The sequence below is a fragment of the Streptomyces sp. NPDC040589 genome (genome assembly GCF_055594445.1).
On the sequence record NZ_JBVIWP010000007.1, the window covers coordinates 102,168 to 115,060 of the forward strand.

A 12,893-nucleotide genomic window follows, 5' to 3' on the forward strand; every position below is an offset into this window, starting at 1 on the left:
TACGCCGCCGGTGCCCGGTCACGCCGCCCGTGCCCGGTACTCCACCGGGCTCACCCCGTACACCCTCTTGAACGCGGTCGACAGGGCGAACGCGCTGCCGTAGCCGACACGGCGGGCCACCGCGTCGAGCGTGTCGTCGGAGTCGCGCAGACGGTCAGCGGCGAGGGCGAGGCGCCAGCCGGTGAGGTACGTCATCGGGGGCTCGCCCACCAGGCCGGTGAAGCGCCGGGCGAGCGCGGCGCGGGACACCCCCGCCTTGGCGGCGAGGGAGGCGACGGTCCACGGGTGGGCGGGGTCGTCCTGGAGCAGGCGCAGCACGCCCCCGACGACGGGGTCGGCGAGGGCCCGGTACCAGGCGGGGGCCTCCGCCTCCGGGCGGGCGAACCAGGCCCGCAGCGCGGCGATGACCAGCAGGTCGAGCAGCCGGTCCAGGACGACCTCCTGGCCCGGCTCGTCCCGGACGATCTCCTCGGCGACGTACGGCGTGAGCGGGCAGGCCCACACGTCGGCCGGGAGGGTGAGCAGCGGCGGCAGCGCGTCCAGCAGCCGGCCGCTGACCTCGCCCCGCATCGGGTACGTGCCGATCAGCAGCACCGTTTCCCCGTCGAGCCGGTCGCCCCAGGTGCGGACGCCCAGGTCCATGGAGCCGTTGAGGGGCCGTCCGTCGGGGTAGCGGCACTCCTGGTCGGGCAGGATCAGCGCCTGCGGGGCCGTACCGGGGTCGTCGCCGCAGGTGTACGGGTCCGGGCCGCGCGCGATGGCGAGGTCCCCGGCCCGCAGCAGGGCCCGCTCGCCCCGGTCGGGCAGGACCCAGGCCTCGCCGCGCACGGCGAGCATCACGGTGAGCGGGGCCCGGTCCTCCACCCGGACCGCCCACGGCGGGTCGAAACACGCCCTGATCATGAACGCGCCCCGCGCGCGGGGGCCGTCCAGCAACCCTGCGAGTGCGTCCATGGGGTCAGCGTAGACGCGGGCGTATGGGAATGAGCCGTTCAGCGATGGTTCGGTGCCGCGTACGGCAGTTGACTCGACGGCATGACGAACACGACACGGAACACGCGGAGCATGACGGTTGTGGTGACGGGCGCCTCGGGCCGTACGGGGAGCCGGGTGGCGCGGGCCGCGGAGGCCGCTGGGCTCACGGTACGGGCCGCGTCCCGGGCGAGCGGCTTCGACTGGTGGGACCGCTCGACCTGGGCGGCGACCCTGCGCGGCGCCGACGCGGCCTACCTCGTCCACCCCTCGGACGTGGGCGCGCCGGGCGCCGCCGAAGCGGTCGGGGCGTTGGCGCGCGAGGCGGTGGGGCTCGGGGTGCGGCGGCTGGTGCTGCTGTCCGCGCGGGGCGAGGACCAGGCCCTGCCGACCGAGGAGGCGCTGCACGCCTCGGGGGCGGACTGGACGGTCGTACGGGCCGCGTGGTTCGCGCAGAACTTCAGCGAGGGCCCGCTGGTGGCGGAGCTGCGGGAGCGCGGTGAGCTGGTGTTCCCGGCCGACGAGGTGCGGGAGCCGTTCCTCGACGTGCGGGACATCGCGGACGTGGTGGTGACCGCGCTGACGGCCGGCGACCGGTACGTGGGCCGGACGCTCACCCTGTCCGGGGCGCGGCTGCTGACCTTCGGGGAGGCGGTCGCGGAGATCGCCGAGGCGACGGGGCGGCCGCTGACGTACCGGGCCGTCCCGACCCGGGACTACGGCGAGGCGATGGTCGGCTTCGGTCTGCCACCGGAGGAGGTCGCGGCCATGACCGCCATTTTCGACACCCTCCTCGACGGCCGCAACGCGCACCTCGAGGACGGCGTACGGGAGGTCCTGGGCCGGGCGCCGCGTGCCTTCGCTGACTTCGTCCGGGAGGAGGCGGCGGCCGGAACCTGGAAGCCGTGACGAGGACCGGAAGGCGAGACGAGGACCGGTCCCTCACTGCTCGGGGGGTGGCGGAGCCTCCCCGTTGGCCTCGCTGTTCTTCGCATGGGTGCTCTTCACGTGGGTGCTCTTCACATGCGTGCTCTTCACATGCGTGCGCAGGCGGGACGTGACGTCCTCCGGGGGGAGGAAGCGGGACCAGCGTTCCGGGAACTCGGAGGGCATGTCGGGGTCGGCCTCCCCCGCGGCGGCGGCGCGGGCCACGTACTCGGCGACCTGCGCCTGCCGCAGCCGCTCGTTGGCCTCGCGGGCCGCGGCCGTGGCGGCGGCCGGCCAGACCCGGTCGATGGCGGCGTTGACCGCGGCCCCGACCAGCACAGCGAACGCGGACACACCGATCCACAGCAGCACGGCCACGGGCGCGGCCAGGGAGCCGTAGATCGTGGGGCCCTCGACCGTGCTGGTCAGGTAGATCCGCAGCAGGAAGCTGCCGAGCACCCACATGCCGAGGGCGACGAGCGCGCCGGGCACGTCCTCGATCCACGGGGAGCGGACGGGGACGGACACGTGGTACAGGGTCGTGAGGAAGGCGATCGACAGCAGGATCACCACGGGCCAGTAAAGGACCTGCACGACCGTCGTCGACCACGGCACGATCCGCACCACCGCGTCCGGCCCGGCCACCATCAGCGGCAGCGCGACGGAGCCGATCAGCAGGGCCACGATGAACAGCGCGAAGGCCATCAGACGGGTCTTGACGATGCCCCGGACGCCGTCGAGGCCGTACATGACGGTGATGGTGTCTATGAAGACGTTCACGGCACGGGAGCCGGACCACAGGGCGAACAGGAAGCCGATGGAGATGATGTCGGGCCGGCCGCCCTTCATCACGTCGTGCAGGATCGGCTCGGCGATCTGCCGCACGCCCCGGTCGGACAGCACCGTGCGGGCGGCCTCGAGGATGTTGGTCTCGAGGCTCTCGATGGTGTCGGCGCCGGTCCAGGCGTCGACGTAGCCGAGCAGTCCGATCATGCTGAGCAGCAGCGGCGGCACCGACAGCAGCGTGAAGAACGCGGCCTCGGCGGCCAGGCCCAGGATGCGGTACTCGACGCAGGAGTTGACGGTGTCCTTGACCAGCAGCCAGGCGGTCCTGCGCTTGGAGACGTTCCGGTAGAGGGCACGCGCCCGGTGGAGGCGCCCGGAGGGTGTGTCGGGGGTTTCACTCGCTGGCTGCACCCCCTAACGGTATCCGTCGCGCCCGACCGCACTCACCCGGTAGGTTCGCAGCATGGCTGGCAGCACCCACTCCGTGAGCAACCAGGTCCCGCCGCTGGTCGGGTACGACGTCTTCACGGCCGACCGGGCCCTCACGGCCGGGGTCGAACGGCATCTGGATCCGGATCTGCGCGACGAGGTGTTCGGCGAGCTGTCGGCGCTCGGGCGGGCCTCCGGCTCGGCCCAGGTGCAGGAGTGGGGGGTGCGGGCCAACGAGAATCCGCCGCGGCTGCGCACGCACGACCGGTACGGCGAGCGGATCGACGAGGTCGAGTTCCATCCGTCCTGGCACCGGCTGCTCGGCAAGGGCGTCTCGGCCGGCCTGACGGCGGCCTGGGTGCGGCCGGGTGGGCACCTCCGGCGGGCGGCCGCCTTCCTCGTGTGGACGCAGGTCGAGGCCGGCAACGGCTGCCCCCTGTCGATGACGCACGCGGCGGTGCCCGCCCTGCGCACGGACCCGGAGCTGGCCGCCGAGTGGGAGCCGCGGCTGACGTCCATGGTCTACGACCGTGAGCTGCGGCCCGCGCACCTGAAGGCCGGCGCGCTGTTCGGGATGGGCATGACGGAGAAGCAGGGCGGCAGCGACGTCCGGGCGAACACGACGTCCGCGCGGCCGCTCGCCGAGGACGGGACGTACGAACTGACCGGGCACAAGTGGTTCTGCTCGGCGCCGATGTCCGACGGCTTCCTGGTGCTGGCGCAGGCTCCGGACGGGCTGACCTGCTTCCTGGTGCCGCGGGTGCTGCGCGACGGGACGCGCAATGTGTTCCTGGTCCAGCGGCTCAAGGACAAGCTCGGCAACCGGTCGAACGCCTCGGCGGAGGTCGAGTTCGACGGGACCTGGGCGCGCCGGGTCGGCGAGGAGGGGCGCGGGGTGCGCACCATCATCGAGATGGTCGCGGCGACCCGGCTCGACTGTGTACTGGGCTCGGCGGGGCTGATGCGGCAGGCCGTGGCGCAGGCGGTGCACCACTGCACCCACCGCGAGGCGTTCGGCGGGAAGCTCGTCGACAAGCCGCTGATGCGCAACGTCCTCGCCGATCTCGCCCTGGAGTCGGAGGCGGCGACGACCCTCGCGCTGCGGCTCGCGGCCGCCTACGACGACGGCGGCGAGCAGGAGCGGGCGCTGCTGCGGATCGCGGTGCCGGCCGCCAAGTACTGGGTGACCAAGCGGTGCCCGCCGGTGGCGGTGGAGGCGGCGGAGTGCCTGGGCGGCAACGGGTACGTCGAGGAGTCCGGAATGCCCCGGCTGGTGCGGGAGTCGCCGCTCAACTCGGTCTGGGAGGGCGCGGGCAATGTCCAGGCCCTCGATGTCCTGCGGGCGTTGCAGCGGGAGCCGGGCGCGCTGGACGCGTATCTGCGGGAGGTCGGGCAGGCGCGCGGCGCCGATCACCGCCTCGACGGCGCCATCAAGAACCTGCTGACCGAACTGGCCGATCTGGAGGGCGTGGAGGGGCGGGCGCGACGGCTGGCCGAGCGGCTCGCGCTGGTGCTCCAGGGGTCGCTGCTCGTCCGGTTCGCGCCGCCGCAGGTGGCCGACGCGTTTTGCGCCGCCCGGCTGGGCGGCGACGGGGGATCGGCCTTCGGGACACTGCCGCACACGCTGGACCTGGCGGCGGTGGTTGAGCGGGCCCGTCCGGTGTCCTGACCTGGCGTTCTGACCTGGTGTGGTGATCCGCTCGCGTGGGAGCGGGGGTGGTGCTGCGCCGACACGGCACCACCCCCGCCGCACTGGCCCGTTCGAGCCATCGAACGCCGCTCGGGACGGCGCTGCTCAATTTTCAGCCACGTCCGGGCCGTTCACCAGGGTTGCGAGGGGTTGCAACTTGATGCCGATTGTGTGGACTGTCCGCGTCCGTCAGGGGCGGACGGCACTATTGAGACGGACAGTCGGAAACGGCTCCGGGGGGACACGCCGATGGACGTCACGCAGCTCGCCGCCGTGAACGCCACGCGGGCGGCCCGGGTCCTCGACGAGGTCCGTTCCGCCCGGCTCGCCGGGCAGCCCGCCCCCGTGGCGCCGCGGCCGGTGATCGAGCAGTCCTGGGAGCGCATGCTGCGCGGCGGCGTCGACCCGGACCACGACTTCCGGGCGGGGCTGCTGCCCCCCGAGGAAGTGCGGCGGCGGCGCGAGACATCGGCGCTGCGCCATGTGCTGCCGGTGCTGCGGGAGGGGCTGCTGGCGGTCGCGGACATCGCCCACCACATCATGGTGGTCGCCGACGAGGAGGGCCGGGTGCTGTGGCGCGAGGGCAGCGCGCCGGTACTGCGCAAGGCGGACGGGCTCGGGTTCGAACTCGGCGCGGACTGGCGCGAGGACGTCGTCGGCACGAACGGTCTGGGCACTCCGGCGGTGGTGCGCCGGCCCGTGCAGGTCTTCGCCTCCGAGCACTTCGTGCGCTCCCAGGCCGGCTGGACCTGTGCCGGCGCTCCGCTGACGGATCCGCGGGACGGCCGGCTGCTGGGCGTGGTGGACGTGAGCGGGCCGCTGGAGACGATGCACCCGGCCACGCTCGCCTGGGTCGACTCGGTGGCCAAGCTCGCCGAGGCGCGGCTGCGGGAGATGCACGGGGAGTCGCTGGAGCGGCTGCGCGCGGTGGCGGCGCCGGTGCTGGCCCGGCTCGGCGGGCGTGCCCTGGTGGTCGACGCGGACGGCTGGACCGCCGCGGTGAGCGGGATGCCGTACACGCGGCGGGTCGCCCTGCCGAAGTCGCTGTCGGCGGGCCCGCGGTGGCTGCCGGCACTCGGGCGGTGCTCGGTGGAGCCGCTGGCCGGGGGCTGGCTGGTGCGGGCGGGCGCCGACGAGCCGGTTCCGCGCGGGGCGACCAGGATCGTGCTGGACCTCAGACAGGCGCGCAGATGGTCCGTGGAGGTCTCCGGGGGTGCCGGGTCCTGGGCTCGCGAACTGAGTCCCCGGCATGCCGAGTTGCTGTACCTCCTCGCCGTCCACCGCACCGGCCGCAGCGCCTCGGGCCTGGCCGGGGACGTGTTCGGCGACCCGGCCCGCACGGTGACGGTGCGCGCCGAGATGTCGCGGGTACGGCGGTACCTGGGGGCGTTACTGGAGCACCGGCCGTACCGGTTCGCCGAGGACGCCGAGGTCGAGATGCTGCTCCCGGACGACCCGCGCGATCTGCTGCCGTACTCGACGGCACCGGCGGTGTGCGGGCTCCGCACGTCCGCACCGGCCCCCTGAGGTTCACCGGACGTGTCGTCCGACTGGCCCCAGGGGTACATCTTTCGCATATTTGCGGGGTCTTCGTCCGCCACCCCGCTCACCTGCCGTAGCATCCCTCTACGGGTCACCCCACCTGCTCCTCCGTCAACGTACGGATCATCAGGCGCAGTTGGCCCGCCTCGGGAGGACGTTATGAAGCATCGCGGCAGACACCGGCGGCGCAGGCGGGGCAGGGCGGTACGGGCGACGCTGGCCGGGACTGCCCTCGCGCTCACCGCCGCCGCCACCCTGATCAGCGCTTCGCAGGCCACGGTCACCGACGCCCCGGGGACTCTGAAGCCGCTCAGCGCGTCGGCAGAGGCCGGGCGGCTGCCGCTGGCCGAGCACCGGGTGCCGGAGCAGTGGCTCGACCGGCTCTCCTCCGAGATGGGCCGCCCCGTCGGCGTCGGCACGGTACTGGAGAGCGCCGACCGCCCGCTGCGGGACGCGGCCGACTGCTCGACCGCCGAGAAGCAGGCCCTGCCGGTCGAACCGGCGGCCACGCGCGCGTACTGCTTCGGCGGCGCCGACACCCGGGGCTGGCGGCCGGGCGCGGTCACCACCTCGGGGGACGCGGACGACGACGGCCGCTGGGGCGGGAACCGTGTGATCCTCTCCGGCTGGACCAACGGCGCCGAGGGCGGCTCCATGGACGGCCCGGCGCCCGAGCGGGGCCTGGCCAAGGTCGCCTTCGTCGACGCGAACGACCCGGACCGGCTCCGCTACACCTGGGCCCTGCTGGCCGTCCCGGTGGACGGCGGGCACGACTACCGGGGGCTGGTCTCGCCGCTGTCCGGCATGGTCTGGTACCAGGACAAGCTGCTGGTGACGACCCGCGAGGGCGACCGGGACGCGCTGTACGTGTACGACATGGACCGCATCCAGCGCGCCACCGTCGAGTCCGACGCGGTCGGCCGGGTGCGCGGCGGCTGGGCGGCGCACGGCTACCGGTACGTGCTGCCCGCCGTCGGCTCGTACACCCTGCCCGGCGGCGACGACGTGCCGCGCCCGGCCACCGTCTCCCTGGACCGCAGCACCTCCCCCGACAGTCTGGTCGCGAGCGAGTGGGTGCCCGCGGACGGCGACCGGCGCACCCGGCTGTGGCGCTACCCGCTGAGCCGGGACCCCGCGCGGCCCGGCCTGCTCACCACCGACTCCTCCGGGCACGCGGACCCGGTCGAGGCGTACGAGTCGAAGACGACCGACGTGCGGGGCGTGCTGGCGTACGGCTCGGGCTGGTACCTCGACCGGGCGGCGGGCTCACCGGGCGGGCACGGGACGCTGTGGCGCCAGGACACGGACAGCGCCCGGGCGACGGAGTGCGGGACGGACGAGACCCGCCACTGCTGGAGCGGCCGGTCGGGTTCCCTGTCCTACTGGGAGGAGACCGGCGAGCTCTGGTCCCAGTCCGGCCGCATGCTGTTCGCACTGCCCCTGGCCTCGGTCGACCGGGCCCTCGACTAGGTCTCGTCCGGCGGGGTGCCGACCATGGTCACGACGCCGGGCGTTCGACAGGTCGTCATACCTGATGATTTCCTGACCCTCATGCCGACCATCGCCGTGACCACCTGGTCCCTGGAGCAGACCGCCCCGACCGACCTGCTGCCGGCCGTCGCGCCGGAGGGGGACGTCCGGGTCGTCCGTTCCGAGGTGCCCTCGCCCGAGTTCAGCCGGTTCCTGTACGCGTCGGTGGGCGGCGACATTCGCTGGACCGACCGGCTGAGCTGGTCGTACGCCCGCTGGCAGGAGCACCTGGAGCGGCCCGGCGTGGAGACATGGGTGGCCTGGGACCGGGGCACGCCCGCCGGGTACGTGGAGTTGGAGGCGCAGGACGACGCGGTCGTGGAGATCGTCTACTTCGGACTGCTGCCCGGCTTCCGGGGCCGGCGCATCGGCGGGCACCTGCTGTCGTACGGCACGGCCCGGGCCTGGGACCTCGCGGACCGCTGGGCCGGACTGACGCCGACGAAGCGAGTCTGGCTGCACACGTGCAGCAAGGACGGCGAGCACGCGATGGACAACTACCGGCGCCGCGGGTTCCAGCTGTTCGACACCAAGGTCGAGGAGGAGGCGGACGTCGCCGCTCCGGGACCGTGGCCTGGGGCGTTCCCCGTCTGACCTGGTCGGACACCCCGGGGCGACCCAATGTGACCAAGGACACGCATGTCTTGGATTTCGAGACACGAGTGTCCGCATCTTGGACGAAGCTGGACTGTGTCCAGATCGCCGTGACACGCTTCCGTCATGTCTGGAACTGGAATTGCCTTGGTGAGTCGGCGGCACGTCGACCTCGGCCGCATGTCCAGCGCCATCTGTCCGGCGCGCTGAGAGCATCTGAGAGCACTCACGCAGCGCCCGACATCCCCTTCTCGACTCCTTTCCCCGCGCAATGACGCGCACGTATGCCCATGCGCCCGCGCGCGCAGGTCAGAGCCGCTTTCCCGCCTGTCCCGAAGGACGTATCAACCATGGCCGCCACCCCGCAGAAGCCTGCCGCCGCGACTCCCCGCCGCAAGGTGAGCCGTCACCGTGGTGAGGGTCAGTGGGCCGCGGGACACTTCACCCCGCTCAACGGCAACGAACAGTTCAAGAAGGACGACGACGGTCTCAATGTGCGGACACGCATTGAGACGATCTACTCCAAGCGGGGCTTCGACTCGATCGACCCGAACGATCTGCGCGGCCGGATGCGCTGGTGGGGTCTGTACACCCAGCGCCGCCCCGGGATCGACGGCGGCAAGACCGCGATCCTGGAGCCGGAGGAGCTGGACGACGAGTACTTCATGCTGCGCGTCCGCATCGACGGCGGCCGGCTCACCACCCGGCAGCTGCGGGTGATCGGCGAGATCTCGCAGGAGTTCGCGCGCGGGACCGCCGACATCACGGACCGGCAGAACGTGCAGTACCACTGGATCCGGATCGAGGACGTGCCCGAGATCTGGGACCGGCTGGAGGCGGTCGGCCTGTCCACGACCGAGGCCTGCGGTGACACGCCGCGTGTGGTCATCGGCTCGCCGGTCGCCGGTATCGCGCAGGACGAGATCATCGACGGCAGCTCCGCCATCGACGAGATCAACCGCCGGTTCATCGGCAGCAAGGAATTCTCCAACCTGCCCCGCAAGTTCAAGACGGCGATCTCCGGCTCGCCGCTGCTCGACGTGGCCCACGAGATCAACGACGTGGCGTTCGTCGGCGTCGACCACCCCGAGCACGGCCCCGGCTTCGACCTGTGGGTCGGCGGCGGCCTGTCCACCAACCCGAAGATCGGCGTCCGGCTCGGCGCCTGGGTGCCGCTGGACGAGGTCCCGGACGTGTGGGCCGGCGTCATCGGCATCTTCCGCGACTACGGCTACCGGCGGCTGCGCACCCGCGCCCGGCTGAAGTTCCTGGTCGCCGACTGGGGCCCGGAGAAGTTCCGCCAGGTGCTGCAGGACGAGTACCTCAAGCGCGAGCTCGTCGACGGGCCCGCGCCCGCCGAGCCCGTGGAGCGCTGGCGCGACCACATCGGCGTGCACCGGCAGCAGGACGGCCGCTTCTACGTCGGCTTCGCCCCGCGCGTGGGACGCGTCGACGGCGCGACCATCACGAAGATCGCCGACCTCGCCGAGGCACACGGCTCGGGCCGGGTGCGCACCACCGTCGAGCAGAAGATGATCGTCCTCGACGTCGAGGAGGACCAGGTCGAGTCGCTGGTCGAGGGCCTTCAGGCGCTCGACCTGACCGCCCGGCCGTCCTCGTTCCGGCGCGGCACCATGGCCTGCACCGGCATCGAGTTCTGCAAGCTCGCCATCGTCGAGACCAAGCAGCGCGGCTCGCAGCTGATCGACGAGCTGGAGCGCCGCCTGCCGGACTTCGACGAGCCGCTCACCATCAACCTCAACGGCTGCCCGAACGCCTGCGCCCGTATCCAGGTCGCGGACATCGGTCTCAAGGGCCAGCTGGTCGTCAACAGCGAGGGCGAGCAGGTCGAGGGCTACCAGGTGCACCTCGGCGGCGCGCTGGGCCTGGAGGCGGGCTTCGGCCGCAAGGTGCGCGGTCTGAAGGTCACCTCCGAGGAGCTGCCCGACTACATCGAGCGCGTCCTGAAGCGGTTCGAGGCAGAGCGCGAGGACGGCGAGCGGTTCGCCGCCTGGGCGGCCCGGGCCGGCGAGGAGTCCCTGACATGAGCGAGCGCGCCGCCCCGTTCTACTGCCCCTACTGCGGTGACGAGGACCTGCGTCCCAGCGAGGAGGGGCACGGGGCGTGGGAATGCGCGGCGTGCAGCCGGGCCTTTCAGCTGAAGTTCCTCGGGCTGCTGTCCCAGGGACTGAAGCGATCCGACTCCGGAGGGGCAGAGATATGACGACCGCTCAGGAAGAGCGCAGCACCGACGATCTGAAGGCGCTCGCCGAGCAGGCGGGCCGCGACCTGGAGGACGCCTCCGCGCTGGAGATCCTCCAGTGGGCGGCCGAGACGTTCGGCAAGCGCTTCTGCGTGACCTCCTCGATGGAGGACGCGGTGGTGGCCCACCTGGCCTCCCGGGCGATGCCCGGCGTCGACGTCGTCTTCCTCGACACCGGCTACCACTTCGAGGAGACCATCGGCACCCGCGACGCGGTCGACGCCGTGATGGACGTCAACGTCATCACGCTCACGCCGCGTCTGACGGTCGCCGAGCAGGACGCCGAGTACGGCCCGAAGCTGCACGACCGCAACCCCGACCTCTGCTGCGCGATGCGCAAGGTGCAGCCGCTGGAGGAGGGCCTGAAGGACTACCGGGCCTGGGCGACCGGTCTGCGCCGCGACGAGTCCCCGACCCGGGCGAACACCCCGGTGGTCGGCTGGGACGAGAAGCGGCAGAAGGTGAAGATCTCCCCGATCGCCCGCTGGACCCAGGACGACGTGGACGCCTACGTCACCGAACACGGCGTCCTGACGAACCCGCTGCTGATGGACGGCTACCCCTCCGTCGGCTGCGCCCCCTGCACCCGCCGGGTGCTGGAGGGCGAGGACGCCCGTGCCGGCCGCTGGGCGGGGCGCAGCAAGACCGAGTGCGGGCTGCACGGATGACGACGACGATTCAGGAGACCGACGTGACGACCGGAGCCACCGTCTGGCTCACGGGTCTGCCGAGTGCCGGCAAGACCACCATCGCCCACGAGCTGGCCGGCCGGCTGCGCGCCGAGGGCCACCGCGTCGAGGTGCTCGACGGCGACGAGATCCGCGAGTTCCTCTCGGCGGGCCTCGGCTTCAGCCGCGAGGACCGGCACACCAACGTGCAGCGGATCGGCTTCGTCGCCGAACTGCTCGCCCGCAACGGCGTGCTCGCCCTCGTCCCGGTCATCGCGCCCTACCAGGACAGCCGCGAGGCGGTGCGCAAGCGGCACCAGGCGAACGGGACGGCGTACGTGGAGATCCACGTGGCGACGCCGGTCGAGGTCTGCAGCGAGCGCGATGTGAAGGGCCTGTACGCCAAGCAGGCGGCGGGCGAGCTCACGGGACTCACCGGGGTCGACGACCCCTACGAGGCGCCCGAGTCGCCCGATCTGCGCATCGAGTCGCAGAACCAGACCGTGCAGGAGTCCGCGGTGTCCGTGTACGCCCTGCTCAGCGAAAGGGGACTGGCATGACGACCGCCGCCACCGTTTCCGAGGAGACCGACAGCCCCTACGCGCTGTCCCACCTCGACGCCCTCGAGTCCGAGGCCGTGCACATCTTCCGCGAGGTGGCGGGCGAGTTCGAGCGGCCGGTGATCCTCTTCTCCGGCGGCAAGGACTCCATCGTCATGCTGCACCTGGCGCTGAAGGCCTTCCGGCCGGCGGCGGTGCCGTTCTCCCTGCTGCACGTGGACACCGGGCACAACTTCCCCGAGGTCCTCGACTACCGGGACCGCACGGTCGAGAAGCACGGGCTGCGGCTGCACGTCGCCTCCGTGCAGGACTACATCGACCGGGGGGTGCTCAAGGAGCGCCCGGACGGCACCCGCAACCCGCTGCAGACGCTGCCGCTGACCGAGAAGATCCAGGCGGAGAAGTTCGACGCCGTCTTCGGCGGCGGACGCCGCGACGAGGAGAAGGCCCGGGCCAAGGAGCGGGTGTTCTCCCTGCGGGACGAGTTCTCCCAGTGGGACCCGCGCCGGCAGCGCCCGGAGCTGTGGAACCTGTACAACGGCCGGCACGCCCCCGGCGAGCACGTGCGCGTGTTCCCGCTGTCCAACTGGACCGAGCTGGACGTGTGGCAGTACATCGCCCGCGAGGGCATCGAGCTGCCGCAGATCTACTACGCCCACGAGCGCGAGGTGTTCCAGCGCAGCGGCATGTGGCTGACCGCCGGTGAGTGGGGCGGGCCGAAGGACGGCGAGTCCGTGGAGAAGCGCCTGGTGCGCTACCGCACGGTCGGTGACATGTCCTGCACCGGAGCCGTCGACTCCGAGGCCGACACCATCGAGAAGGTGATCGTCGAGATCGCCGCCTCCCGGCTCACCGAGCGCGGCGCCACCCGCGCCGACGACAAGATGTCCGAAGCCGCGATGGAAGACCGCAAGCGCGAGGGGTACTTCTAG

At 72.4% G+C, this 12,893-nt stretch carries 13 protein-coding genes; 11 read left to right on the top strand and 2 right to left on the bottom strand.

Annotated features, from left to right (window positions below; genetic code table 11):
- Positions 1-18: 18 nt before the first annotated feature.
- Positions 19-954, bottom strand: coding sequence for an AraC family transcriptional regulator (locus ACZ58V_RS28575; protein WP_471293423.1), 936 nt, complete (start codon positions 952-954; stop codon positions 19-21).
- Positions 955-1,035: 81 nt separating this feature from the next.
- Here ACZ58V_RS28575 and ACZ58V_RS28580 point away from each other — a divergent pair, with 81 nt between their 5' ends.
- On the top strand, positions 1,036-1,881 hold the full coding sequence (locus tag ACZ58V_RS28580) for an NmrA family NAD(P)-binding protein (protein WP_471293426.1): 846 nt from the start codon (positions 1,036-1,038) through the stop codon (positions 1,879-1,881).
- 33 nt (positions 1,882-1,914) lie between these two features.
- Here ACZ58V_RS28580 and ACZ58V_RS28585 read toward each other — a convergent pair whose 3' ends face one another.
- A complete protein-coding gene (locus ACZ58V_RS28585; RefSeq protein WP_468199202.1) occupies positions 1,915-3,096 on the bottom strand; it encodes a YihY/virulence factor BrkB family protein in 1,182 nt (393 codons plus the stop codon).
- A gap of 52 nt (positions 3,097-3,148) precedes the next feature.
- Between ACZ58V_RS28585 and ACZ58V_RS28590 the strand changes: the two genes are divergently transcribed.
- The 10 genes from ACZ58V_RS28590 (at position 3,149) to cysD (ending at position 12,893) form a co-directional block, all read left to right on the top strand.
- Positions 3,149-4,783 carry an acyl-CoA dehydrogenase family protein gene (locus ACZ58V_RS28590; protein ID WP_468199204.1) on the top strand — a complete coding sequence of 545 codons (1,635 nt, stop codon included), beginning with the start codon at positions 3,149-3,151 and terminating at the stop codon, positions 4,781-4,783.
- A 270-nt stretch (positions 4,784-5,053) separates the two neighbouring features.
- Positions 5,054-6,331: a GAF domain-containing protein gene (locus ACZ58V_RS28595; RefSeq protein WP_468199207.1), complete on the top strand. Its 1,278-nt coding sequence runs from the start codon at positions 5,054-5,056 to the stop codon at positions 6,329-6,331.
- Positions 6,332-6,505: 174 nt separating this feature from the next.
- Positions 6,506-7,816 (top strand): hypothetical protein, encoded by a 1,311-nt coding sequence (locus tag ACZ58V_RS28600; RefSeq protein ID WP_468199209.1) that lies wholly within the window; start codon positions 6,506-6,508, stop codon positions 7,814-7,816.
- Positions 7,817-7,897: 81 nt separating this feature from the next.
- Entirely contained in the window at positions 7,898-8,470 is a 573-nt protein-coding gene (locus ACZ58V_RS28605; RefSeq protein WP_468199210.1) for a GNAT family N-acetyltransferase, read from the top strand.
- Positions 8,471-8,596: 126 nt separating this feature from the next.
- Entirely contained in the window at positions 8,597-8,680 is an 84-nt protein-coding gene (locus tag ACZ58V_RS28610) for a putative leader peptide (protein ID WP_310591794.1), read from the top strand.
- A 140-nt stretch (positions 8,681-8,820) separates the two neighbouring features.
- A complete protein-coding gene (locus ACZ58V_RS28615) occupies positions 8,821-10,518 on the top strand; it encodes a nitrite/sulfite reductase (RefSeq protein WP_468191788.1) in 1,698 nt (565 codons plus the stop codon).
- Positions 10,515-10,694 (top strand): hypothetical protein, encoded by a 180-nt coding sequence (locus tag ACZ58V_RS28620; protein WP_468191790.1) that lies wholly within the window; start codon positions 10,515-10,517, stop codon positions 10,692-10,694. Before ACZ58V_RS28615 ends, ACZ58V_RS28620 begins: the two co-directional genes overlap by 4 nt.
- On the top strand, positions 10,691-11,401 hold the full coding sequence (locus ACZ58V_RS28625) for a phosphoadenylyl-sulfate reductase (protein ID WP_468191792.1): 711 nt from the start codon (positions 10,691-10,693) through the stop codon (positions 11,399-11,401). The genes ACZ58V_RS28620 and ACZ58V_RS28625 overlap by 4 nt, the downstream gene beginning before the upstream one ends.
- A 23-nt stretch (positions 11,402-11,424) precedes the next feature.
- Entirely contained in the window at positions 11,425-11,961 is a 537-nt protein-coding gene (gene cysC, locus ACZ58V_RS28630) for an adenylyl-sulfate kinase (protein WP_189721908.1), read from the top strand.
- The gene (gene cysD, locus ACZ58V_RS28635; protein WP_468191794.1) at positions 11,958-12,893 is read left to right on the top strand and encodes a sulfate adenylyltransferase subunit CysD; all 936 of its coding nucleotides are present in this window, start codon (positions 11,958-11,960) and stop codon (positions 12,891-12,893) included. The genes cysC and cysD overlap by 4 nt, the downstream gene beginning before the upstream one ends.